Origin of the sequence: Proteus sp. G2675, assembly GCF_963886535.1 — a bacterium.
Classification (GTDB): domain Bacteria; phylum Pseudomonadota; class Gammaproteobacteria; order Enterobacterales; family Enterobacteriaceae; genus Proteus; species Proteus mirabilis.
The window spans coordinates 69,538-89,931 of sequence record NZ_CAWPCB010000039.1 but is presented as its reverse complement, the minus strand read 5'-3'; the positions used below and the strand labels follow the sequence as shown (position 1 = coordinate 89,931).

36 protein-coding genes are annotated in these 20,394 nt (G+C 37.6%); 22 read left to right on the top strand and 14 right to left on the bottom strand.

Features of this window, described 5'->3' with window-relative positions; genetic code table 11:
- Nucleotides 1-413, bottom strand: a 413-nt coding sequence (locus AACQ49_RS14785; RefSeq protein WP_161779136.1) for a hypothetical protein, incomplete at its 3' end; no start/stop codon positions are given.
- Between the two features lie 350 nt (nucleotides 414-763).
- The gene (locus AACQ49_RS14780; RefSeq protein WP_036904922.1) at nucleotides 764-1,087 is read right to left on the bottom strand and encodes a GrlR family regulatory protein; all 324 of its coding nucleotides are present in this window, start codon (nucleotides 1,085-1,087) and stop codon (nucleotides 764-766) included.
- 177 nt (nucleotides 1,088-1,264) lie between these two features.
- On the opposite strand from AACQ49_RS14780, the gene AACQ49_RS14775 reads away from it, so the two are divergent.
- Nucleotides 1,265-2,062, top strand: coding sequence for a hypothetical protein (locus AACQ49_RS14775; protein ID WP_036907967.1), 798 nt, complete (start codon nucleotides 1,265-1,267; stop codon nucleotides 2,060-2,062).
- 63 nt (nucleotides 2,063-2,125) lie between these two features.
- Here AACQ49_RS14775 and AACQ49_RS14770 read toward each other — a convergent pair whose 3' ends face one another.
- The 11 genes from AACQ49_RS14770 to AACQ49_RS14720 all read right to left on the bottom strand — a co-directional run bounded on the left by AACQ49_RS14770 (nucleotide 2,126) and on the right by AACQ49_RS14720 (nucleotide 8,656).
- A complete protein-coding gene (locus tag AACQ49_RS14770; protein ID WP_036907966.1) occupies nucleotides 2,126-3,148 on the bottom strand; it encodes a DNA-methyltransferase in 1,023 nt (340 codons plus the stop codon).
- A 73-nt stretch (nucleotides 3,149-3,221) separates the two neighbouring features.
- On the bottom strand, nucleotides 3,222-3,416 hold the full coding sequence (locus AACQ49_RS14765; RefSeq protein WP_036907964.1) for a hypothetical protein: 195 nt from the start codon (nucleotides 3,414-3,416) through the stop codon (nucleotides 3,222-3,224).
- Nucleotides 3,417-3,556: 140 nt separating this feature from the next.
- The gene (locus AACQ49_RS14760) at nucleotides 3,557-3,793 is read right to left on the bottom strand and encodes a hypothetical protein (protein ID WP_204329580.1); all 237 of its coding nucleotides are present in this window, start codon (nucleotides 3,791-3,793) and stop codon (nucleotides 3,557-3,559) included.
- A 150-nt stretch (nucleotides 3,794-3,943) separates the two neighbouring features.
- Nucleotides 3,944-4,339: an antiterminator Q family protein gene (locus AACQ49_RS14755; RefSeq protein ID WP_049213517.1), complete on the bottom strand. Its 396-nt coding sequence runs from the start codon at nucleotides 4,337-4,339 to the stop codon at nucleotides 3,944-3,946.
- Nucleotides 4,340-4,388: 49 nt separating this feature from the next.
- Nucleotides 4,389-5,030 carry a recombination protein NinG gene (locus tag AACQ49_RS14750; RefSeq protein WP_036908779.1) on the bottom strand — a complete coding sequence of 214 codons (642 nt, stop codon included), beginning with the start codon at nucleotides 5,028-5,030 and terminating at the stop codon, nucleotides 4,389-4,391.
- A 30-nt stretch (nucleotides 5,031-5,060) separates the two neighbouring features.
- Nucleotides 5,061-5,510 (bottom strand): hypothetical protein, encoded by a 450-nt coding sequence (locus tag AACQ49_RS14745; RefSeq protein ID WP_036907958.1) that lies wholly within the window; start codon nucleotides 5,508-5,510, stop codon nucleotides 5,061-5,063.
- A gap of 25 nt (nucleotides 5,511-5,535) precedes the next feature.
- Nucleotides 5,536-6,921, bottom strand: coding sequence for a replicative DNA helicase (locus AACQ49_RS14740; RefSeq protein WP_049237108.1), 1,386 nt, complete (start codon nucleotides 6,919-6,921; stop codon nucleotides 5,536-5,538).
- Nucleotides 6,921-7,688, bottom strand: a complete 768-nt coding sequence (locus tag AACQ49_RS14735; RefSeq protein ID WP_049213519.1) for a helix-turn-helix domain-containing protein — start codon at nucleotides 7,686-7,688, stop codon at nucleotides 6,921-6,923. Before AACQ49_RS14735 ends, AACQ49_RS14740 begins: the two co-directional genes overlap by 1 nt.
- Nucleotides 7,685-7,858 (bottom strand): hypothetical protein, encoded by a 174-nt coding sequence (locus AACQ49_RS14730; protein WP_202611313.1) that lies wholly within the window; start codon nucleotides 7,856-7,858, stop codon nucleotides 7,685-7,687. The genes AACQ49_RS14735 and AACQ49_RS14730 overlap by 4 nt, the downstream gene beginning before the upstream one ends.
- Nucleotides 7,859-7,953: 95 nt before the next feature.
- Complete coding sequence (locus AACQ49_RS14725; RefSeq protein WP_004247478.1) at nucleotides 7,954-8,301, bottom strand: hypothetical protein; 348 nt, start codon at nucleotides 8,299-8,301, stop codon at nucleotides 7,954-7,956.
- 145 nt (nucleotides 8,302-8,446) lie between these two features.
- The gene (locus AACQ49_RS14720; protein ID WP_004247477.1) at nucleotides 8,447-8,656 is read right to left on the bottom strand and encodes a helix-turn-helix transcriptional regulator; all 210 of its coding nucleotides are present in this window, start codon (nucleotides 8,654-8,656) and stop codon (nucleotides 8,447-8,449) included.
- Nucleotides 8,657-8,761: 105 nt separating this feature from the next.
- On the opposite strand from AACQ49_RS14720, the gene AACQ49_RS14715 reads away from it, so the two are divergent.
- The 6 genes from AACQ49_RS14715 to AACQ49_RS14690 all read left to right on the top strand — a co-directional run bounded on the left by AACQ49_RS14715 (nucleotide 8,762) and on the right by AACQ49_RS14690 (nucleotide 12,465).
- Entirely contained in the window at nucleotides 8,762-9,406 is a 645-nt protein-coding gene (locus AACQ49_RS14715; RefSeq protein WP_004247476.1) for a LexA family protein, read from the top strand.
- 8 nt (nucleotides 9,407-9,414) lie between these two features.
- Complete coding sequence (locus AACQ49_RS14710) at nucleotides 9,415-9,756, top strand: DUF3024 domain-containing protein (protein ID WP_004245991.1); 342 nt, start codon at nucleotides 9,415-9,417, stop codon at nucleotides 9,754-9,756.
- A 125-nt stretch (nucleotides 9,757-9,881) separates the two neighbouring features.
- Complete coding sequence (locus tag AACQ49_RS14705; RefSeq protein WP_004247475.1) at nucleotides 9,882-11,006, top strand: ImmA/IrrE family metallo-endopeptidase; 1,125 nt, start codon at nucleotides 9,882-9,884, stop codon at nucleotides 11,004-11,006.
- A complete protein-coding gene (locus AACQ49_RS14700) occupies nucleotides 11,003-11,512 on the top strand; it encodes a DUF4411 family protein (protein ID WP_004247474.1) in 510 nt (169 codons plus the stop codon). Before AACQ49_RS14705 ends, AACQ49_RS14700 begins: the two co-directional genes overlap by 4 nt.
- Nucleotides 11,513-11,932: 420 nt before the next feature.
- Entirely contained in the window at nucleotides 11,933-12,250 is a 318-nt protein-coding gene (locus AACQ49_RS14695; RefSeq protein WP_004245994.1) for a transcriptional antitermination N peptide, read from the top strand.
- 8 nt (nucleotides 12,251-12,258) lie between these two features.
- Nucleotides 12,259-12,465 carry a hypothetical protein gene (locus AACQ49_RS14690; protein WP_017827446.1) on the top strand — a complete coding sequence of 69 codons (207 nt, stop codon included), beginning with the start codon at nucleotides 12,259-12,261 and terminating at the stop codon, nucleotides 12,463-12,465.
- Here the strand turns inward: AACQ49_RS14690 and AACQ49_RS14685 are convergent.
- Nucleotides 12,462-12,674: a hypothetical protein gene (locus AACQ49_RS14685; RefSeq protein ID WP_049200769.1), complete on the bottom strand. Its 213-nt coding sequence runs from the start codon at nucleotides 12,672-12,674 to the stop codon at nucleotides 12,462-12,464. The two genes, AACQ49_RS14690 and AACQ49_RS14685, sit on opposite strands and share 4 nt — an antisense overlap.
- Nucleotides 12,675-12,841: 167 nt before the next feature.
- Between AACQ49_RS14685 and AACQ49_RS14680 the strand changes: the two genes are divergently transcribed.
- From AACQ49_RS14680 to AACQ49_RS14610, 15 genes are all read left to right on the top strand, one after another.
- Entirely contained in the window at nucleotides 12,842-13,117 is a 276-nt protein-coding gene (locus AACQ49_RS14680) for a hypothetical protein (protein WP_012367609.1), read from the top strand.
- Between the two features lie 122 nt (nucleotides 13,118-13,239).
- Nucleotides 13,240-13,467, top strand: a complete 228-nt coding sequence (locus tag AACQ49_RS14675) for a hypothetical protein (protein WP_012367608.1) — start codon at nucleotides 13,240-13,242, stop codon at nucleotides 13,465-13,467.
- A gap of 88 nt (nucleotides 13,468-13,555) precedes the next feature.
- Nucleotides 13,556-13,711 carry a hypothetical protein gene (locus AACQ49_RS14670; protein WP_175246659.1) on the top strand — a complete coding sequence of 52 codons (156 nt, stop codon included), beginning with the start codon at nucleotides 13,556-13,558 and terminating at the stop codon, nucleotides 13,709-13,711.
- A gap of 7 nt (nucleotides 13,712-13,718) precedes the next feature.
- Entirely contained in the window at nucleotides 13,719-13,973 is a 255-nt protein-coding gene (locus tag AACQ49_RS14665; RefSeq protein ID WP_017628822.1) for a hypothetical protein, read from the top strand.
- Entirely contained in the window at nucleotides 13,970-14,122 is a 153-nt protein-coding gene (locus AACQ49_RS14660; protein ID WP_017628823.1) for a hypothetical protein, read from the top strand. Before AACQ49_RS14665 ends, AACQ49_RS14660 begins: the two co-directional genes overlap by 4 nt.
- Nucleotides 14,119-14,439 (top strand): hypothetical protein, encoded by a 321-nt coding sequence (locus AACQ49_RS14655; protein ID WP_017628824.1) that lies wholly within the window; start codon nucleotides 14,119-14,121, stop codon nucleotides 14,437-14,439. Before AACQ49_RS14660 ends, AACQ49_RS14655 begins: the two co-directional genes overlap by 4 nt.
- Nucleotide 14,440: 1 nt before the next feature.
- A complete protein-coding gene (locus AACQ49_RS14650) occupies nucleotides 14,441-15,325 on the top strand; it encodes an ATP-binding protein (RefSeq protein ID WP_087726680.1) in 885 nt (294 codons plus the stop codon).
- Nucleotides 15,315-15,854 (top strand): single-stranded DNA-binding protein, encoded by a 540-nt coding sequence (locus AACQ49_RS14645; protein ID WP_110144533.1) that lies wholly within the window; start codon nucleotides 15,315-15,317, stop codon nucleotides 15,852-15,854. The genes AACQ49_RS14650 and AACQ49_RS14645 overlap by 11 nt, the downstream gene beginning before the upstream one ends.
- 286 nt (nucleotides 15,855-16,140) lie before the next feature.
- The gene (locus tag AACQ49_RS14640) at nucleotides 16,141-16,728 is read left to right on the top strand and encodes a Rha family transcriptional regulator (RefSeq protein WP_232467332.1); all 588 of its coding nucleotides are present in this window, start codon (nucleotides 16,141-16,143) and stop codon (nucleotides 16,726-16,728) included.
- 62 nt (nucleotides 16,729-16,790) lie between these two features.
- Nucleotides 16,791-17,474 carry a hypothetical protein gene (locus AACQ49_RS14635; RefSeq protein ID WP_087726682.1) on the top strand — a complete coding sequence of 228 codons (684 nt, stop codon included), beginning with the start codon at nucleotides 16,791-16,793 and terminating at the stop codon, nucleotides 17,472-17,474.
- A gap of 74 nt (nucleotides 17,475-17,548) precedes the next feature.
- Entirely contained in the window at nucleotides 17,549-18,274 is a 726-nt protein-coding gene (locus tag AACQ49_RS14630; RefSeq protein WP_012367598.1) for a hypothetical protein, read from the top strand.
- 206 nt (nucleotides 18,275-18,480) lie between these two features.
- On the top strand, nucleotides 18,481-18,657 hold the full coding sequence (locus AACQ49_RS14625) for a hypothetical protein (protein ID WP_012367596.1): 177 nt from the start codon (nucleotides 18,481-18,483) through the stop codon (nucleotides 18,655-18,657).
- A complete protein-coding gene (locus tag AACQ49_RS14620; protein ID WP_049216772.1) occupies nucleotides 18,650-18,988 on the top strand; it encodes a phage protein NinX family protein in 339 nt (112 codons plus the stop codon). The genes AACQ49_RS14625 and AACQ49_RS14620 overlap by 8 nt, the downstream gene beginning before the upstream one ends.
- Nucleotides 18,985-19,230, top strand: coding sequence for an excisionase (locus AACQ49_RS14615; protein ID WP_012367595.1), 246 nt, complete (start codon nucleotides 18,985-18,987; stop codon nucleotides 19,228-19,230). The genes AACQ49_RS14620 and AACQ49_RS14615 overlap by 4 nt, the downstream gene beginning before the upstream one ends.
- Nucleotides 19,187-20,188, top strand: a complete 1,002-nt coding sequence (locus AACQ49_RS14610) for a tyrosine-type recombinase/integrase (RefSeq protein ID WP_049213530.1) — start codon at nucleotides 19,187-19,189, stop codon at nucleotides 20,186-20,188. Before AACQ49_RS14615 ends, AACQ49_RS14610 begins: the two co-directional genes overlap by 44 nt.
- The last annotated feature ends 206 nt before the right edge of the window (nucleotides 20,189-20,394 follow it).

The window sequence follows — 20,394 nt, the reverse complement described above, 5'->3', positions numbered from 1 at the left end:
ATTGATACTTTAAGTGCCTTTAATAAACCTTCAGGCAACTGTTCTTCCAGTGACGCATTAGAAACAATCACAAGACCATACATAGATATCCATGTATTCGTTTGTTGTAAGTGTCCTTGAATAAATTGCTTCGCTTTCTCTAACAAATAAACACAACTCTCTTGTGTGTTTTTGCGCCAATAGGATTCAATCGCCACCAGCAATGGAGCACCAGCATCACTAATTTTTTGCAAGCCGATTCGATATTGCTTTTTACCTGCGGAAGATGTCGTGCAAATTAATTGTGTCAGTTGTTGAGTTTCACCATCAGCCGTATGGATATTCGCCGTTAAAATGATGGAGGTATTCTTTTCACTGTCTGTTTCTGAGGCATAGTGAAGACTAAACTGTAATTCGCTTATCTCTTTTGACATAACATTTACCGATTTATTTAGTTAATAAGGTGCCGACTCACAGCTCTTGTGTGAAGTGATTAATTTGTGATTGATACTGTGGTCTGCAATGTGGAAATAGATGGTGGGCACAACTCCACCTAGTGTGCAATTATCAATATTTCTGCATGAGGTTTTCGATAATTAATGAAATACTGCTCGCCAATAAGCTTTATATTTAGAACGGGTAACAAAATAATGAAATGACCAAGCTAATTTTAATTGCTCTTTAGTCTTACCAGATAGCTTTATACATAGATTAATAAATAAATTTTTCATATTTTCTCCAATAAAAAAGGCCGCCTTAGCGACCTTGATTTGACACCGGAGAATCATTCAATTACTTCCCCGATAAATTTAGCACTAATTGAGATTTGCATCTGCTGCATACCTTCAACATGACCAGATAACTCATAGTTATTTCCTGACTCAGAGATATTCAAAATAAGATTAAATTTATCAATATCTCCAAATACTGAGGTTGCTGATCTATTATGTCTTTCTACTGTTAATACAACCTGACTATTATTGACCTTGCCTCTATATAAATAAGCAAAATCACCACCATTAACAATATCGTTTCTAACAGTTACAGTACCATTTCCAAAGTCTTGCATGTTGCTTCGAAAGGTAACGTAATAAATACCATTTTTCATAAATACCTCATGCAGTGATTTTAAGCTGAACATCAGCAGTATGATTTTACCGCAAATAAATAAGTTAAACTAATGCATTGAGGCACTTTGACACACTTATCCAATATTTCATCGTCAACCCTTGAGTTTTTATTATCATATGAAATGATATCCCTTTACTCTAAAGTAGGTTTGAAAATGGAATTGTTTAAATACTGTGATAAAAAATACAATTTAATGTCAGGATCAACGTTACGCTTAGGCGCTCTTCATCATTTTAGAAAAATTGAAAATAACTCACTGAGAGATGAAAAAGAAGGTACCTTCACAATTCAAATCGATTTTTCTGATGGAATAATCCTTCCAACAAAAGTTGCAAACTTATTTTTTCAGTCTGGAATTAGATTCGGAGATACTTCAGAGCCACCACCTAGTTTTCCTGGCTCCGTCTCTATGCATATTGATAAGGTTGAAATCGATCATGTGATGTCTCATGGAGTCAAATTTAAATCAGCAAAAGTAACTATAGAGCGTTCTGGGCTCAATAGTTATATCTTTTGTTGCTCCATGAATCCTACGAAACCTCAGTCCTTTAGTGAGTATAATGACTACTGGAAAATATCAAAAGATAAAATTGATCTATTTGGTATTAAAACATCTCAATTAATACTTAAACAATTAAAATTAGCTGATTTTAATTTCTTTCCTGATAGAAATAGACCCCTATCTGAATTTGGTTTTTCAGTTCAACTCCAACACCGCCCAATAAAATACATCGACCGAGTGATGCATATTACCCAAAATAATCTCCCATCATATAATGAATTTATTGATTTAATAGAAAATATTGACTTTTATAAACCATCAAAATTCAAAGATGAAATGGAATATAGATATAAGTTTATTATTCATGAAAAAGGAAAAATATACCTCCCTCCCAAAGACTTTATTGACTTGAATGCAAGCGAATTTTATTTAAAAAACACTGTACTATAACAAATTATTTACAGGTTCAAAAAGAAGCTATACTGAATTACCAGATAGTTGAACCTGTAAGCGTTACTGATAAGTTAACAATTTTATCTCTTGCTCTGTTTGCTCAAAGCGTTCTTTCTCAAGCTCAACACCTAAAACCTTTCGATTAAGTTTTAGTGCTGCTTTTAGAGTTGCTCCTGACCCCATAAAGAAATCAGCAACCAGATCTCCTTCACGACTACTTGAATTGATAATGTGCTCCATCATGGTTGATGGTTTTTCACAAGGGTGCTTGCCGGGATAGTATTGAACAGGGGGATAAGTCCACACATCGGTGTAAGGAACATCTGCAGTCACGAAGAATGGACGCCTTAATAAACCATATTCTTTTATTAATTCTTGGTAGTCTTTTTGTAAAGTGAGTTGTTCTCGTTCTAACTCACTAAAGTGACGAGATAATGGTGATAGCTTTTCTTGTTTATCAGCAATGTGTGTAAACAGTGTTTGTAACTTTTTATAGTCTTCTTCGCTAGGTAATTGCCACTGACTACTACCAAACCAGTGACTACTCATTTGCTTACCTGTTGCCTGGTCTATTTCTTTTGCACTCACCTGCAGTGCTAAACGAGCATTTCTAAAATAATAAATCAATGGCTTAAATACGTCTAACTTTAGTTCTTTGCATTTTAAAGAAAATTCAGAACCTTTAGCTGTGACTGGCTTTTGATAATGTTCAGCAAAGAGTATTCGCTCTGTTGAAGGAAAAAATGCGCGTAGACTTTCTTTATTTTGTCGTCGCCATGGCCCTGATGATTTAGCCCAAATGATATGACTTAATACATTAAATCGCCCACGAACAAGCAACTCAGTATCTGATGCCAATTTAGAGCCACAGAATAAATACAAACTGCCATTGGGTTTTAATACCCGCCAAAATTCAGCAAGAACACCATCAAGCCACGATAAATAAACCTCAACACTATCCCACTGATTATCCCATGCACACGATTTCACTCTAAAGTAAGGTGGATCCGTTGCGATTAAATCAATGCAGTTATCAGGTAGTGCTTTTAATACAGAGAGTGCATCGTCGTTAAATAGTTGCATCAGAAGTCCTTTTCTACGCAATAAAAAAGCCAATGACCATTAAGCCACCAGCTTTATAAATTCTTTCTATTTTTTAGGCTGTACGCATATAGCTATTTCCTTGCTTTGCGACAACCCCTGCTATTTCAAACTGAGTTAATAGAAACTCACAATTTTCATTACTTAACCCAGTTTGATTTGAAATCGCTTGTACTGTTTGCCAATCATTTTTTGAGATTGTTTCAAGTACACAACTTGCCTGCGCTGTCATATCATACTGTTTTAACATGATATTTTATACCTTTGGTGAGTTATTGTGCATAACTACACATGTAACTCTGACCAAAGAGAACAGCAAGTCTTATTTTTTAAGAATAAAAAAGACCACTTTAGTGATCTTTAAAAATATTACTAATTGGTTGCAATAGTCTATTTATTACAAAGAGTTTTAACTGCTTGTGATGTAAGCCCTAATTTTCTTACATAAATATCAGAACCAGCACCGCTATCTGAGTGGGCCACCATTACAACTTCAAACATAGTGCCTTTCTCATTTATATCCATTTCAACCCATTCACCAATTCTTGGGTGGGTATTATAGCGCTTTGCTCCAAGCCCTTTAGGAAGGTCAGTGGATACATCTATCGTTATTAATTCGTACATCATGCCTCTCTTAGTCTTGTGTAAAACTGTGTATATGAACCACAATTATAGCACAATAAACCCCGCACAGATGGCAAGGTCTCATTCTATAAGTTAAGTGACAACGAATTCACTCTTATCACATTAGCACCCAAATTTCGTAACGAAAAGCATTTAACTATCAATTGTTATTTTATTTGTCCATTCATCCATTTCTAAAACTGCGCCAGCCATAATTAAACAAGCATCAATAAAGGTTTCAGCTATCATAAGTTTTTGTCTAATTTTACCCTCTGAACACTTCATATCCCTTGCGATTGCTGATTTTGAAATATTCTTTATATAATGTTTTTCTATCAAATCGTATTCATCTTTTCTTCCTACTTTTATTAATTGACCAACCGCTGAATCAATAATTATTCCATCATCATCACAGCAAGAAACGCGACTCTTATTTGTGCTTGGTAATAATCCTTTAAACCCTGCAGCTATTGGCGAGTAATCCACACTATTACCCTCATTTGCTGACCACGCACCCCAACGTGATAAAACTTCCTGCATATCTCTCATACAGACTTCTCCCAACCATTTGTTACCTTGTTGCCTATTAATTAATCAATTACACCTTTATCTCTCTTTCTCGTTTTAATTGCCTGACCTTCTCTCTGTATTTATCTCGTATCTGGATATAATCTTCGCGTCGCCAATTCGGAAGCTCATGAGGCCCTCGTAGCCAATCAACTAATTCTTGACCAAATTTTTCGATAAGTTTTTCCTCATACTTTTGACTTACACTGGCATTTTTATGCGTAAATCGCCCTGCTCCACCATTACATGATTTACATTGCTTATATGCATTACGTTCATCAAATCTCAGCTCAGGGTGTGAACCCACAGATAAGAAATGGCCACAATCCCATTGTCCTCCATGTAAATCTGGAGGATTAGTTTCACCACAACTAATACAAGGCTCATCATGATCTCTGAGCCTGATATATTGATTAAACGCAGTTTGAGCTTGTTTGATAAAATATGAGGTAGGTTTTACTGCTAACTTGCGGGCTTTGAGTTTGTCTCTTGCTTTGATTTCCTTTTCTCTTTGTACCTTTTTGAGTTTTACTAACGCTTTTTCTTTTTCCTTATTCCTTCGTTTTATTGCCAGTTCTGCGCCGTGTTCTGGGCAACACCACCAAATATTACTGTATTTGGGATGAAACCATTCTCTACATATTTTACAGCGCCGTCGCCTTAGCGACTTCATTATGTTTTCCTTTGATTTGTCCATCAGCAATTATTCCTCTTGATTTCTTTTCAAATTCATATATTCAGAATTGCTAGGAATGATGATCGGAATTACCTTCTCAATGCACCATTGTTCATGTTTCTCCATCATGTAAAGCATCCTTTCCTTATCCATCTTGCTGGTTTTTTCACGCTCACCGTTTTCATTGCGCCCTAACCAATGTCCAACGAAATATTCATGCGTTTCTTCATTAGTAATGGGCTTTGATAAAACGATTTCACCGAAGCCATTTTTAATATCGATAACAACGCCACGTGCACGTAACCACTCGCCTGTGGTTTCCATCCACATACGCCATGTTTTATTCATTGGTATGGTTCTTAAATCACGCCACTCGGTGATTTTGATGCGATAGCGTTTACCTGTTGTCACGATTTCGGAGAGCACTTTGAAAATACTGTTGAGATTGGATTTATGGAGACAGATATCATCTGTCACGAGGTCTCCTTTTTACTTTCATGAGTTAAAACGATTTTTCACAATACCTTTTAGGCTCTCGTTTCGGTTGAGCGCGATAAGCAGCCATATATTGATCAACTGGTGTAATACTCAATCCTTGTTGGTCAACATACACCGTGCCTGTTTTACCGTGTCGATTGAGCCTTAAAATCATCTCGGTCAGCGTTTCATCCGCATTATCGTGGTACACCGCATCACGATAAATGCCTAACCAATAATCACAATCTTGCTCGATTTGTCCTGTGTCTCTTGAATCACTTGGTACGGGACGTTTGTCAGCCCTGTTTTCTAATCCCCGATTCAGTTGTACAAGCAACACAACCACCGTATTGAGCTCTTTTGCCAATATTTTTAGCCCCTTAGTGATTTCACCATAGGCAATATCATTACGGTCAGCTTTTCCCGCTTGCATCAGAGTGAGGTAATCGACACCAATAAACCCAATATCACCGACTTTGCGTTTGATTTTCCGACTTTCAGAACGAATGTGTTGTAAGGACATGCCAGGTGTATCATCCACCCAAATATTGGGCTCATCTTTAAGGCGACCGATGGCACTGCAAAGCCTATCCCATTCATGCTCCTCTAACTTTTGGTAAAATTTATCTGAATTAATCTGGGTTTGTTGGGCTAGTGTCCGTTCAACAAGCTGTTTATCCGTCATTTCCATGCTGAACAGCAATACAGGCTTACCTTGTTGTGAGACATTTTTTGCCATTTCAGTGAGAACGGTTGTTTTCCCCATCTTAGGGCGAGCACCAATCACGAACAGTGAACCGATAACAATCTGTTTCGGGCTTAATAGGCGGTCAAAATCTTTAAATCCCGTTTTTAATCCTCGATGTTTCTCTGGGTTATCTTGTCGGTCACAAATGTCGGTAAAAACATCATCCAACACATCATCAATTCGGCGCAACCCTGTTTTTTTTCCCATTTTTCCAAACGAAGTGGCTTCATCAAGCAAGCGTTGTGCTTGTTCAATTTTATCTGTAAAACTTAACTCACTTGGCACCATCATGAGTTTTTGAATTTCAACCGTCTTTTCGATAACAAAACGCTGTGCGGAACACTCTCGGATTTTTTTCGCATAAGCCATAATGTTAGCAATACTCGGTGTTTCTCTTGCCATCTCAGCAAGATAGGCAAAACCACCTGATTGATTAATTCGCCCTTTTGACTCCAGATAATCCGTCACCGTCATGATGTCTATTGGCATACGTTGGGTATACATTTCTCGCAGAGTGAGATAAATAATTTGATGGTGTCGGGCATAAAAATCTTCAGGTTTTAGCAGTGAAAAAATTGATTGCGCATTATCACTTTGCGGGTCGAGCAGGAGTCCTCCAATGACATTTTGTTCCGCCATTAAATTATTCGGAACTTGGTTCATCACAGTGCTCCCTCCCTTGTTTTGAGTACCGTTTCTGGTCTGAGTAAATAATCAAAATTCGCTCGCCAACCCCGATTATTTTCGCCAAAATACCAAGCACTCGCCGTTTCCATAAAATAATCAAAATAATTTTTAGCTGATTCAACTGTGGGTTCTTTGAGCTCTTTCAGGAATTTGGATATTGCTCGTTTGCGTTTGTCATTCAGTGATTCGGCATTGGGTAATCTATCCCCTACCGATTCGTTGAAGGCTTGCATGATTTCCTGATAAGGAATTTTAGCTTGTCGATTAATTGAAATCTGCTTTGCAGGTTTCGAGTCGTCAGACGATAATTTTTTAGGGTTAATTGACTGGTTAAAAGACTGACTGGTTCTGGGTAAAATTTTTTGACTACCCCCTAGTCCAACAGTTTGACTACCGTGGTCAAATTCTTTGACTACCTCTGGTACAGAATTTTGACTAGGTGGTACTGTATTTTGACTACCGTCATCAAGAGATTTAGCCTCCAAATCTAAAATATATAAATTGGAAGTATGTCCCTTATCTGTTTTTCGCGTAACTTTACGAACAAACCCTTTTTTACATAAACTTTTAATGTGGTTTATCGCACTTTGACGGCTAATTTCGCAATGACGTGCAATAGTCTCATAAGAAGGAAAGCACTCACCTTTATCATTGGCATTATCGGCAAGTTTCAGTAGCACCATTTTTTGTGCTGTACTCCCCACCTGTAATTGCATGGCTTTTGCCATTAGAAGCATACTCATTTTCGCTCTCCTAATAACTTATCCCGATGTGCTTTCCTTAATTTTGCGTCTTTCAGCGCTTCCTTTAAACGCTGACAACCCAGTGGGGTTATTTCTTGTAACAACCTATTTTCCATGATGTTTTTATGCTCATCATAGCCATTAAATTCATGATTTGTTCTTTGTCTCATGGTATAATTTCTCCATTCCAAAGCTGTATCAAAAAAGGGAAACCGAAGTTTCCCCTTGTTATAAAAACTGGATATTGATACAGTGTATTTGTACGTTAAATGGTGAATTCCATTGAACAACACGCCTCGTTTGTTGCCGCAATCGAGGCGTTTTCTTTTATTTTCATTTGAGAAAGTTCACCCATTTGTTTCCACAAAAATCGGTACTCTTCTTCTGAGATTTTTCGTTCTCCTTCCATCACAAAATCAATAATTCCCGATGCGACAAGCGTTTCGCATATTTCAGGATATTTTTCAGTTCGACGTAGGATAGTTGAATCATGAACACCTAACGTTCTAGCCACGGCAGACTGAGTTTTATTTCTCAATGCTTGTAATGCTGAAGCTATTAGGTGGTTAGAGATAAATTGATTGAATTGTTTGCGTGTATTTGCGCATTCCATTGTTTAAAGTCCTTATGAGTTAACTAAGGGACAATAATGATCCGTGACTCATTCCGTATGAGTTGATATTGGGGGAAGAGTTGTCGCTTTATCAGCGACTCCGTAGCAGTCAAGAACCCTGCGGTTGTTAAAGAACGTGGTGAAATCAAGCTACTTTTGGAGGGAAAACGTCGTCTAAAGAACAATTTGCCCCTAATTTTTGTAATGCTTCAACAATAGCTCGGCAGTCATTTAAGCTAGGAGTTCTAATGTTTAACTCATAGTTAGCAATTCGTGACTGCCCCCATCCTATTGATGAAGCTAAAACAGCTTGAGAAATTCCCAGTTTTTTTCGCTGTTCTGCGATATTGTTCATGTGTGTATCCTCCTTGTTTATTCCAATATTACACACAATATGTGATTAACTGTCAACCACAAAACGTTTAAATACATTTATCACGGTTTGTGTTAAAAGGTATACATGAAAAAAGTAAATGAAGTTATTGGCGAAAGGTTAAAATCCATTCGTGAATCAAGAGGGCTAAGTCAAGCTCAATTAGCTAAATTGTGCGGCTACTCTGCTGCGTCCAGAATAGGAAACTATGAGCTTGGAGAGCGCAAGATTAGCGCTGATGATGCGATTGTTATAAGTGAAGCTCTTGGTATATCACCTGCCGAATTAATGTTTGGCAGTCAAAGTGAGCAAGTGATCAAAAATTATGAATACCCTCTATTCACAAAGGTACAGGCCGGCGCTTTCTCAACAGAATTTAACTCATACACCCAGAAAGATGCTGTGTCGTGGATACCTACAGCTAAGAAAGCTAGTGAACGTTCTTTCTGGTTAGAAGTTGAAGGTCAATCAATGACAGCACCACCAGGAGGCAAGCCAAGCTTTCCAGAAGGAATGCTTATCTTGGTTGATCCAGAGGAAGAAGTTGAGTTCGGAGATTTTTGCGTCGCGCGTTTACTGAATGATGAATTCACATTCAAACGATTGATTAGAGATGGTGGAATTGAGTATCTAGAGCCATTAAACCCTCGCTTCGATCTGATCCCTATTAACGGGAATTGCACAATCATAGGTAAGGTAATCAAATCACAATGGCCTGACGACACGTTTTAGGAGGAAATATGGCGTTTAGTAATATTGAGATAGCAAATATTAGACGGTGTATGGAATTTTTCATGGAAAAGCGTCGCCCAGCAGAACACCTAAGGGATGAATTAGATTTACAGTATCGCATCGAGGACGACTCAGTAATTATCTTTGAAATTAGGCAACTAATATGGAGTGATGGCAGAGTAGAAGAACCTATAGCAAAAATCACACATAATAGATATTCGAATTCATGGTCTCTGCTTTGGATGGATAAAAATAGTAACTGGCACAACTACGATGAAATAATGCTAGGTAGTTTCTCTGACGCCATTAGGCTCGTTGAAGATGATGTGCGAGGTTGCTTTTTTGGGTGACGACACGTTTTAGAGTGTGGTTGGTGTGATGCACTTGGAATAATAGGTATAACCGAATTGATATTTTATTTAATCAAACACATACTTATCTTAATAACATAGCGAATAATACATCAAGGCATGCAATGGCTCAGGCATTTATAAACAATAATATACTTACATGGGCGAGATGCCGAGCATCTCTCTCTGTGGATTATATTGCTGAAAAATTCAAAAAGCCTGTCGATGCAATAATTGCTTGGGAAGAAGGTAAGGAACCAATTACTTTTGCCCAAGCTCAAAGGTATGCAAATATAACAAAAATACCATTTGGCTATTTATACCTAAATACACCTCCAGAGGAAAAACTACCTATTCCAGATAGAAGAACGGTAGGTAGCCGGAATAATGAGATAAGCGTAGCACTAAAAGACACTATTAGTGATGTGTTAATTAAACAAGACTGGTACAAAGACTACGCCTTGTCCAACGGCCTTCCTGAAGTAGAGTTGGTAGGAAAGCTTCCTCCTAATAGTAACCCCAAACAAATTGTAGCTACAATTAAAGAGCATATTGATATTCAAATTCCACCAACAAAAGGTAAGTGGAAGGATTTTTTCTCTGCATTAGTAAAAAAGATAGAATCTCAAGGGATCCTTGTGATGAGAAGCGGTGTTGTAAAAAACAATAATACAAGACCGATTAGCGTTGATGATTTTAGAGGGTTCTGTATAGCAGATAAGATAGCCCCTGTTATCTTCATTAACACTAATGATGCAAAGGCAGCTCAAATATTTACGCTGATTCATGAACTTGCTCATCTGGTTTTAGGTCAATCCGCTATATCCGATCTATCTATAAACTCCAGAGAGAAAGAGGAAATGATTTGTAATGCAGCTGCGGCAGAGTATTTAACTCCTGAAGTAATATTCTTAAAAAAATGGAACGAATCCTTATCTATTGAAGAGAACATTGATGATCTAAGAAGCATTTTCAGAGTAAGTAGTTGGGTGATAGTGCGACGAGCCTTAGACTTAAAACTAATATCCAAACATGAATATAGTCGGTACGTAAGTTTAATAAATGAGAAAAGCACCTCTAGTGGCGGTGATTATAATCGAAACCAGAAAGTTAGAAGTAGTGAGAGGCTAACTGTTGCTGTTGTGACTCAAGCATTGGAAGGAAAAATGCTTTTAAGAGAAGCTCAGAGCTTAACAGGAATACAACCTAATAAACTGTATGAATTTGCTCAGAAGGAGTTTGGGCTTTGAGCTATCTAATTGATGCAAACATATTTATTCAAGCGCAACAAGATTATTACTGCTTTGACTTATGCCCTGGATTTTGGGAGTTTATGGGGTCTAAATTCATGGACGGACAATTAATAAGCATTCGAAATGTCTTTGATGAATTACAAAAGCAGGACGATGAAATATGTACTTGGTCAAAAGGTATAATGCATTGTTTTCAAAGTGTTGATGATCAAGAAACTCAAATGAACTTTAGAGCTATAGCTAATTATGTTCAACAAGAATATGCCCCAAGACATAAAAATAGCCTACCACACATTCAAAAATTCTTATCAGTAGCAGACCCATGGATTATCGCTAAGGCAAAAACAACAAATGCCACCGTAGTTACTCACGAGGTTAGAGATAAAAACAATGGATGCAAACCTAAAATACCTGACATATGCGACTATTTTAATGTGAAAACTATCCGGACAAATGAGCTTTTAAGAGATTTTCAGGTTCAGTTTATTCTTTCACAACAGTAATTCCGTACCAGCCCTCCCCGCGAGGGCTTTTTTGTACCCTCTCCCCTCCAAAGAAGTGATCTCCATTCCAATCTTATGTGACAAACAACACATTCCGTGTTTATTTACCATTTATTTTATATTTCAAATCATCGACTTAATTTAAAAACAAATAAATAAACACATTTTGTGGTTGACATTAAAATCACAATTTGTGAATATACTATCCATCAACGGAACACAGCACGTTGATGTTCTTTAACAACGATGATGGCGAGCTGTGTATTAGCTATCAGAACGGTGACGCTGATAAAGCGTCAACCTTCTCAGAAGGTTTTGGGATTGGTGTAGAAGATGGCGTGACGTAGCCACTTTCGCATAGCGGATCATGATTAGTCACATGACTATGCCAATCACCAAAGCCAACTGTTTGGAGGATATATGGCAACTATTACAGTTAAAAAATCACGCAAGCCTGAGTTTTTACGTGGAGCATCTGCAAATAGACGTCACGCCAGACGGAAAGCAGAAGCTATTGCAAAAAAGAATATTGAATTGAAATTAGAATCAGTATTCCCTCAGGAGAAAAGACTTACATCAGTAGAAAAAACACTGTCATTAAGTCACATACCAGTTACTAGAAATATTGAACCTAAATTCAAACCATCGGTAGATAACTGTTGCTTACCTAATGTAGCAGTATTTTCAGGAGTTAAAACAAAACAGCCGAGCAGTGAGTTCGGGGTTACGGCGAGATAGGAGATATTATGAATAATGAAACTGAAATTGAGCAAGCAATTAAAGAGTTTAAAGAAAGTGGTGAGTTAAGTACTTTTCATATTATAAAAATAGCTAATGAGGTGATGCTAAAAATAAGAAATGAAATTAAACCATACTCTAACGATGATAATTTCAACTCAAACTCAATAGCAAGAGCCATACTAAAAACAGCCCTTGCAGCATTAGATACTTAACGTTTTTTTGTAAAAAAACCAACAGGAGGTGGAGCCTCTTTTTTGTATTGTTTCTTAGCTACTTCTAAACACTCAGGATAAAGCGATTCAATTTCCGCCATTAATTGCTCTGGAGTTTTGATGGACTCTTGTTTTGCTGCCAACGCCAGCGCCATATCAAAAGCAACTCGTTTAACAGGGTTGTCATCAGAGATAACTCTATTACTCATTAATTCAATCCTTTTAATTATGTTGGGGTGATTGAATTATACACAGATTTCTTATGTTGGGGAATGTAAGAACCACCTCGCCTGATGTGGTTAAAAGCAGGCACAGTTAACTAATTACAGTCCATTCTGCGGGCTGTGGTGAGTTGATTAATAGATAGGAGATAGAGATGGAAATATGGTTTAAGGAGTTTGAGTCACACGGGCGTCAGATTCTAATCAAGAAAGCTCATAACGCCGATGAGTCAAAAATCGGGATGCAATATTGCTGGCCAGAGAAACTTTTCGAGGTCGATTTTGGATTATGGATAGATTACGACGACGATGATGAGGAAGGCTGTAATAAAGCGGAAGAAGCACGCAACAAGCTATTCGACACCATCGATCAGGAAGCAGTAGATACCACAGTGAGTAACTTAATTCAAAAACTCAAGCTTGATAATTAGCATCGTGTTTAGTTAATAACGGAGGGAGTATGACATCCCTCGTTCAGCAGTAACCCACCCTATATTTAGATATATAAACAAGACATTTCGTAATTAATTATATTCATTAAAAGGAAATAAAAATGATGAAACAAAAAACCAGTGTCGTTATTAACGTAAAATTAACTTTAGAACATGGAATTAAATCACCACATGTTGAAGTAAAAACAAAAATATACGTTCATGAAGAAACTCCAGAATTAGAATTATTACTAAATAACTTCTCAGATAATTTAGTTGGAGAAAATTCAATTAAATCATCATTTGAAAAAGCGATTATAAATACATTACTCAATAAAAAAACACACTAATAAAATTCAAATCATTAAAAATAAATTAATACACCTTCACTTCGCCAACACCAGATAACCGCCTTATCTCTCATCTAACGGGGTCACCATGAAAACTAACTATTACAGCGCTATGCGTGACGGCATGGCGGTGCGTATCACTACGCCTCAAGCACGTAAAAATAAACGTACAGGCCCATGGTTATTCAGTTTAGCTGTGGTCATTGTAACAACCGTTGGCGTAATACCGACATTTGTAAGTTGAGGTGATTATGCAAATTTCATACAGCTACTCGAACGGAACTCGGGTAGTAGACGACAAAACAGTCATGGAATTTGACGAAAGTAGCAAACTCAGTATTGAGACAGGAAGTTTCGCTGAGCTGGCTAAATTAACGGAAATCGACCCAGTTGAAGCTCTGCAATGGATTATGCAGTTCGACAAGGAAGAGATTGACAGGATTGTCAATGAAGCAAGCAAGGATGCACCTGTTTCTAAGATGAATCTGCTAAGGAGGGTTGCGTGACTCAGCATCAACAATGGCTAGAAGAATTACGCAGGAAGCGTAAAGAATCGCAGGAACGCGAACACGATGAATTTATGTATCAAACGGAAGTGTTAGGACGACAAGGATTGTCTATGCCTCTCAAGGACTTTTCAGGAGATTTTCAATGAACGTTTCTAACTCATACCCTACCGATAAATACCCCCAATTAACATCACCGTCATTAGCAAAAAACAGAGAGGAAGCTCTGGCTCAAGCTATTGCAATGATTGAGGGGTGTTTGCCAAATACGAGTGCGCCAGACAGGGAAAAACGATTAGCAATGGAACTGCTACACATGAACTTGGACGCATCGAAAAATCACCCTCCTCTACCTGCTCATATTCAGGCATTACGTGATGCGGAAAGGAATTCTGCACCGAGTAATAAGTTTGAAGTCGATTACTACGGAAGCGATCGACGTCAAGGTCAATACTTAGGAGATTAGTATGAAATTCGCCAAGGCAATGCGAAAAAAAGCAAAATTAAGGCTCGCTTTAACAGGGCCTAGTGGCTCAGGTAAAACCTATGGAGCACTGGAAATAGCCAAAGGACTTGGCGGAAAAACGGCATTGATTGATACGGAAAAAGGAAGTGCTTCTCTTTACTCTGACCGTTTTAATTTTGACGTATTGGAGTTAGATCCACCATTCACACCAGAGCGATTTATTGAAGCTATCGGGGTTGCGCAGGAAGCTGGCTACGATAATTTGATAATCGACAGTATTACTCACGAATGGAGTGGAACAGGCGGATGTCTAGAATTACTCGATGTGTTAGCAAAAGCCAAGTATCGAGGCAATACGTGGTCAGCATGGAGCGAAATAACACCACGTCACAATGCATTTCTCGACGCGATACTACGGTCTGACCTGCATATTATCGCAACGATGAGAAGTAAAACGGAAACTGCTCAGGTCGATAAAAGCAATGGTAAGAAAGGCGTAGATAAACTTGGCATGAAATCAGAGCAGCGTGACGGGGTTGAGTATGAGTTTACGACTGTACTAGACCTAAATCACGAAACTCACACGGCAATGGCAAGCAAGGATAGAACAGGATTGTTCAGCAACGCCGAAGTTACTCAGTTAAATGAATTAACAGGTAAAAAGCTAATGGATTGGCTTAATGATGGACGCACTAAAGCAGAGATAGATCTAGCTCACTTTACGAGCATTGCAACGGAAGCACAAAACATGGATGAGTTAAAAATCGCCTTTAGTGAAGCATACAAAGCACTTAGAGATACACCTGAACAAGCGGAGGCTCAAAAAGTGTATGAGCTAAGAAAAGAAGAACTAACCAAACAAGAGGTAGGTACTGATGGCAAGTAAAGGCGTGAATAAATGTATTCTCATTGGTCACTTGGGGCAGGATCCAGAAATCCGCTATATGCCATCAGGTGGCGCAATCGCTAATCTCACACTAGCCACATCGGAATCGTGGCGTGATAAACAAACCGGTGAGATGAAAGAAAAAACCGAGTGGCATCGAGTGTGCATCTTCGGCAAATTAGCAGAAATTGCAGGTGAATATCTGAGAAAAGGAAGTCAAGTATATATCGAAGGTTCTCTGCAAACCAGAAAATGGCAAGACCAAAGCGGGCAAGACCGATACACAACGGAAGTGGTAGTTAATGTCGGCGGTTCTATGCAGATGTTAGGCGGTAACGGTGGTAATCAGGCAGGAAGCCAGAAGTCACAGCAGAATCAAGGATGGGGACAACCTCAGCAACCGCAAGCGCAAAAACAAGCATCGAGTAATCAAACACCACAAAGTGAGCCTCCGATGGATTTTGAGGATGATATCCCCTTCGCCCCTATCGGACTCCCCTACCCACGCCACGCTATTTATGTGATTTAACCAAAGAATATGACCATTACTCAGTGCAAGGATGCAAACAGGAGGTAGAAACTTGACGAACTCAACGGGTTGCTGTAGATTGCTCGTAGGTGCTCAAAACACCTTCGTAAGCGGATACCGCACCCGATAGTCATGCGGATTTTTTATGTCCATAGTATTTTGATATGGTCGGGCGTGCGGCTAATACAATACCAGTGATGGGAATATGCCCGCCGACTTACGACGGTTTTGAGCGCCCGACCGCCCTCTCAAAAGGGGTAATCAAAAATATCGTAAGGACATAAATATGAATACTCAAATCTCCGTATTATCACCAACCGTTACCATCCAAAATGGGAAAGCAATCACAACTACGGAAAATGTAGCCATTTACTTTGGCAAACAGCATCATCATGTCGTTCAAAAGCTCGAATCACTTGATTGCTCAAAAGAATTTACCATCCGCAACTTTTCGCGAATGGTCAAAAACAAACCAATTGGCAGTGGAGCAAAGCGTGAAATTGTTTACTACCAGATGACTAAAGACGGATTTGTCTTTTTGGTTATGGGATTCACAGGCAAGAAAGCGGCTCAATTCAAAGAAGCCTACATTGCCGAATTTAACCGTATGGAAGCTGAACTGTACGGGAATAGAATAACCTCATGCGTTACTCAAGAAGAACGAGATGCCTACAACATAAATGCTCTCGCCAAACACTACGAAGCCATTTATCAGATTTGGAAAGAAGAATTACGCCCTGCATTAAAAACGCTCAACTCACCTGTTTATGGTCGCCTGTATGACAGATTCCAAGACGGCTATGTATTCGTTAAATACCTACAGCAAGATTTAAACTCTAAGCTGACGAACCGTCAACTGCCGCGTCACCACTAATCAATCTCAGCCCTGTTAATTCAGGGCTTTTAGCATCGTTTTAACCAGCGAGGGATTTTTATATGCAAAATTTAATTAACGTTGAAAAAGAAATCACCATGAGCAGTTTAGATTTTCTTAATAATATAATAAACCCTGCCAGAGTGTCTTGTGGTGAAGCAGAGGTTAAAAATGCTCATTTTGTTAAACGAATAGAGGATGAATTGGATGATTTACCAGCGGTAAAAACTTTTTACCGCTATGGAAACGAAGTTAGAGCTTATGATTTAAACATGGATCAGCTAATGTTGGTTGGTATGAGAGAATCAAAAGCGGTTCGTCGCTCGGTTCTTGAAAAACTTAAAACATTGTCTAATCCACCGCAAATGTCACAAGCTGAGTTAATCGCCGCTATGGCGCAAGTCAATGTAGAGCAGGAAAGGCGTCTTAACTGCGTTGAACAGAAAATTGAACAAATGGAGCAAGGTACTATCCCTGTAGGTTATCAGGGATACAGCTACCTAAAAGCCACTTATGGATTAAGTGATGCCAAATGCCGTCAACTTGTTATGGCTTGGGCTGTGCCTAACAAAAAAGTTCCACATATCGCACCAAGTGGACAAGTAACTCAAATGTCAGTGGTGCATGAAGAAACTTTCAAGCAATCACTTCATCAAATGATGAATGAAGCAGAGCAACGCGGAACCCAATGGTATCACAATAAGATAGGTAGATTTGCCATTTCAGGCTGGGAAAACGCAGCTTAATTTAACTCGCAGGGATGCAATGAAAGTAACGCCACATATGTATTGATTCAGTCTCTTAGGTGTGGATTAGTCACATGGATGTGAGTATGATTCCTATATTTATAATGGTATCCACAATGATTGAACTATCTTCAAAGTTTAAAAATATTATTTTTTGGGCATTAACAGCTTCAATAGCTTTAATTGTTTTTGGTATTTTTGTTATTGATATATTTGCCAATGACGCGCAAGGTAAAGATAAGTTGAGCATAATTTTTTCTTTTCTATCTGCTTTTTTCGCTCTTCTATCTTCACTGGGTATACTCATAACAATCGGGGTTTATTTTTCTCAAAAAAATGATGATAAAAGAAAACAAAAAGAGATAGATGAAAAATTAATTTATTTTATTAGGGAAAAGGTTAGTGATTTTAATTTTAAAATAAAAAGAGTCTTAACATTTCTTGAGAATGATGATAAATATTATGGAATAGGAGTTAGTGGAAATAAAATTATATACAAAGACCCATTAGAGGATGAGTACAATATTACTAACACCATAAACCTTAAGCTTAAAAATAATGATTTTTTGGATAGAAATAATATACATGCGAGTTTATATTTATTTATATTTATCTTAGACATTGACTCATTAAGTGAGAATTTCATTAATAAAACATATAGCTATGTTATGTATTCACATGCGCATTCACTAGACATCCCTGATGAACATTTTAGCTGTAAAGATAAAAATGAATTGATAGATTTCCTAAAAGAAACAGAAAGGGAAATAACATCTAGACTAAATGAACTTTATTATTAATTACCCACCCTGCTAGTGCAGGGTTTTTTATACCTAAAATTCAGAGTAACAATTCATGCAAATAATCGGATATGTATTACACATGTTAATACAGGGTTCTGCTGTGCCTGTTACGGAAGATATTTATACGCAATCGGAATGCAATAAACGTGCTGAATATTTAATGTCAGTGAGGAATGTTAAAGTTGTTTGTGGAGAGGTATGGAATGAAAGATAAATATTATGCTGGCTTGGAAAATTACAAAGATTGTATTGAGATTGAACCTACAACAAAAGATTGTTTTATTTTAAATACTCCATCTTGGAATATGGATGTGACAAAACAAGACTTAATTGACATCAGAAATACTATTAATGAAATACTAGGAGATGATAATGAATAAATACACCGAACTATCTGATTTCGAGATTAATTTATTAGTAGCTCAATCTGTTTTACCTGAAACGCAATACGATGTAATTAAACAAACAATGGATATTATCCAATTCCTTGTTGATGGCTCGTTTGGTTATCGCTTTTTCGACCCATGCAATAACCCATCAGACGCAATGCCGATTATTATTGAAAATAAAATAGGGTTATCACCAATGTACCATTCTAATAAATGGACAGCTGACTGCCTTGATTATGGCTTCATGTCAGTAAATAAAAACCCATACCGTGGCGCTATGGAAGTTTTTTTAATGATGAAGGATACGGAGAATAATCAATGAAACGAATTACATTATCAGAATGGAATAATAAATATTTCGCTAACCCTAGAAGTCAACGGCAATTATCTCGCTATATAAAGGAAGGTAGGTTATACCCTGCTCCAGAAAAGGTTGGTAGAGAATATGAGTTAGAGCCGTGGACAATTCTAACAAATGACAAAATGGTAAGGGAACCGCAATATTTAATGGAGAAAATTAATGGGCAGAAGCAGAAGTGCAAAGAACAAGGGTTTACCGCCTAACTTGTATTTGCGTAAAGGGATTTACTATTACAGGGATGTAAGAACTAAAAAGGAATTTTCTGTTGGCTCAAACAAATCATTAGCAATAACCGAAGCCATACAAGCCAATTTGGCTATTTATAAACCTAAAGAGTCATTAGTTGACAGAATTAATAATGTTCACTGTGTAACATTGCATGAGTGGCTTGATACTTATAGGGAGAAAGTAAACAACAGGGGGTTAAAAGAGAAGACGCTCTACGATTACGAATCAAGAATAAAGTTAATCAAATTACACTTTAATGACTGTCCAATTGAGAATGTAACACCAAGAGATGTAGCCACATTTATTTCAGAGTACCCTAAAAAGGCAATGGCAAAATTACTAAGGTCCACTATGCTAGATGCCTTTAATGAAGCTATTGCGGATGGTGTGATAAAGGAAAATCCCGTTTCCGTGACAAAGCCACCAAAAACAAGTGTTCAGCGATCAAGGTTATCACTAGAAGAGTTTAAATACGCCTTGGAGCACACAAATGACAAATATAGGCATATGTTCCTATTGGCGATACTTACAGCTCAACGTATTAGCGATATTATCAATATGAAGTGGGATGATATAAAAAATGATAGGCTGTATGTCACTCAAATAAAAACAGGTTCTAAAGTAGCAATACCACTCTCATTAAGACTGGAGTCTATTAGTTATTCTATTAAAGATGTTTTAAATCTCATGAATAGGAGCTCAGATAAAATCTGTGGCAATACCACAGCAAAAACATTAAGAGGTAAGTTTATCGAAGCCCTACCTGAGTATTTAGAGAATAAACCAACATTTCATGAAATTAGAAGTTTATCTGCAAGATTATATGAAGAAGAAAAAAGTGCTGAGTTTGCAAAGAAAATACTTGGCCACAAATCTATGAGAATGACAGATAAATACCTTGATGATAGAGGTAATGGCTACGTTGAATTGTGAGTTAATAGTGAGTGATTGTGAGTATCGATATGTATTATATTGATTTATAATACAAAAAAATGAACACCACTATAATCCAATAAGCAGGTTTCATAAATACCCTAGCGAAAGAGAGCGCAGAGATATTTATCAAGATAGGGATAAAAAAACGGGAAGTAGACAACACTCCCCGTTTTATCGTCTTATTTAACCATCTCTTTATAGAG

Coding starts and splice junctions, on each gene's coding strand:
- AACQ49_RS14780 (WP_036904922.1), bottom strand. CDS start 1,087: ATGAAAAATGGTATTTATTACGTTACCTTTCGAAGCAACATGCAAGAC.
- AACQ49_RS14775 (WP_036907967.1), top strand. CDS start 1,265: ATGGAATTGTTTAAATACTGTGATAAAAAATACAATTTAATGTCAGGA.
- AACQ49_RS14770 (WP_036907966.1), bottom strand. CDS start 3,148: ATGCAACTATTTAACGACGATGCACTCTCTGTATTAAAAGCACTACCT.
- AACQ49_RS14765 (WP_036907964.1), bottom strand. CDS start 3,416: ATGTTAAAACAGTATGATATGACAGCGCAGGCAAGTTGTGTACTTGAA.
- AACQ49_RS14760 (WP_204329580.1), bottom strand. CDS start 3,793: ATGATGTACGAATTAATAACGATAGATGTATCCACTGACCTTCCTAAA.
- AACQ49_RS14755 (WP_049213517.1), bottom strand. CDS start 4,339: ATGAGAGATATGCAGGAAGTTTTATCACGTTGGGGTGCGTGGTCAGCA.
- AACQ49_RS14750 (WP_036908779.1), bottom strand. CDS start 5,030: ATGAAGTCGCTAAGGCGACGGCGCTGTAAAATATGTAGAGAATGGTTT.
- AACQ49_RS14740 (WP_049237108.1), bottom strand. CDS start 6,921: ATGAACCAAGTTCCGAATAATTTAATGGCGGAACAAAATGTCATTGGA.
- AACQ49_RS14735 (WP_049213519.1), bottom strand. CDS start 7,688: ATGAGTATGCTTCTAATGGCAAAAGCCATGCAATTACAGGTGGGGAGT.
- AACQ49_RS14730 (WP_202611313.1), bottom strand. CDS start 7,858: ATGAGACAAAGAACAAATCATGAATTTAATGGCTATGATGAGCATAAA.
- AACQ49_RS14725 (WP_004247478.1), bottom strand. CDS start 8,301: ATGGAATGCGCAAATACACGCAAACAATTCAATCAATTTATCTCTAAC.
- AACQ49_RS14720 (WP_004247477.1), bottom strand. CDS start 8,656: ATGAACAATATCGCAGAACAGCGAAAAAAACTGGGAATTTCTCAAGCT.
- AACQ49_RS14715 (WP_004247476.1), top strand. CDS start 8,762: ATGAAAAAAGTAAATGAAGTTATTGGCGAAAGGTTAAAATCCATTCGT.
- AACQ49_RS14710 (WP_004245991.1), top strand. CDS start 9,415: ATGGCGTTTAGTAATATTGAGATAGCAAATATTAGACGGTGTATGGAA.
- AACQ49_RS14705 (WP_004247475.1), top strand. CDS start 9,882: ATGGCTCAGGCATTTATAAACAATAATATACTTACATGGGCGAGATGC.
- AACQ49_RS14695 (WP_004245994.1), top strand. CDS start 11,933: ATGGCAACTATTACAGTTAAAAAATCACGCAAGCCTGAGTTTTTACGT.
- AACQ49_RS14690 (WP_017827446.1), top strand. CDS start 12,259: ATGAATAATGAAACTGAAATTGAGCAAGCAATTAAAGAGTTTAAAGAA.
- AACQ49_RS14685 (WP_049200769.1), bottom strand. CDS start 12,674: ATGAGTAATAGAGTTATCTCTGATGACAACCCTGTTAAACGAGTTGCT.
- AACQ49_RS14680 (WP_012367609.1), top strand. CDS start 12,842: ATGGAAATATGGTTTAAGGAGTTTGAGTCACACGGGCGTCAGATTCTA.
- AACQ49_RS14675 (WP_012367608.1), top strand. CDS start 13,240: ATGATGAAACAAAAAACCAGTGTCGTTATTAACGTAAAATTAACTTTA.
- AACQ49_RS14670 (WP_175246659.1), top strand. CDS start 13,556: ATGAAAACTAACTATTACAGCGCTATGCGTGACGGCATGGCGGTGCGT.
- AACQ49_RS14665 (WP_017628822.1), top strand. CDS start 13,719: ATGCAAATTTCATACAGCTACTCGAACGGAACTCGGGTAGTAGACGAC.
- AACQ49_RS14655 (WP_017628824.1), top strand. CDS start 14,119: ATGAACGTTTCTAACTCATACCCTACCGATAAATACCCCCAATTAACA.
- AACQ49_RS14650 (WP_087726680.1), top strand. CDS start 14,441: ATGAAATTCGCCAAGGCAATGCGAAAAAAAGCAAAATTAAGGCTCGCT.
- AACQ49_RS14645 (WP_110144533.1), top strand. CDS start 15,315: ATGGCAAGTAAAGGCGTGAATAAATGTATTCTCATTGGTCACTTGGGG.
- AACQ49_RS14640 (WP_232467332.1), top strand. CDS start 16,141: ATGAATACTCAAATCTCCGTATTATCACCAACCGTTACCATCCAAAAT.
- AACQ49_RS14635 (WP_087726682.1), top strand. CDS start 16,791: ATGCAAAATTTAATTAACGTTGAAAAAGAAATCACCATGAGCAGTTTA.
- AACQ49_RS14630 (WP_012367598.1), top strand. CDS start 17,549: ATGGATGTGAGTATGATTCCTATATTTATAATGGTATCCACAATGATT.
- AACQ49_RS14625 (WP_012367596.1), top strand. CDS start 18,481: ATGAAAGATAAATATTATGCTGGCTTGGAAAATTACAAAGATTGTATT.
- AACQ49_RS14620 (WP_049216772.1), top strand. CDS start 18,650: ATGAATAAATACACCGAACTATCTGATTTCGAGATTAATTTATTAGTA.
- AACQ49_RS14615 (WP_012367595.1), top strand. CDS start 18,985: ATGAAACGAATTACATTATCAGAATGGAATAATAAATATTTCGCTAAC.
- AACQ49_RS14610 (WP_049213530.1), top strand. CDS start 19,187: ATGGGCAGAAGCAGAAGTGCAAAGAACAAGGGTTTACCGCCTAACTTG.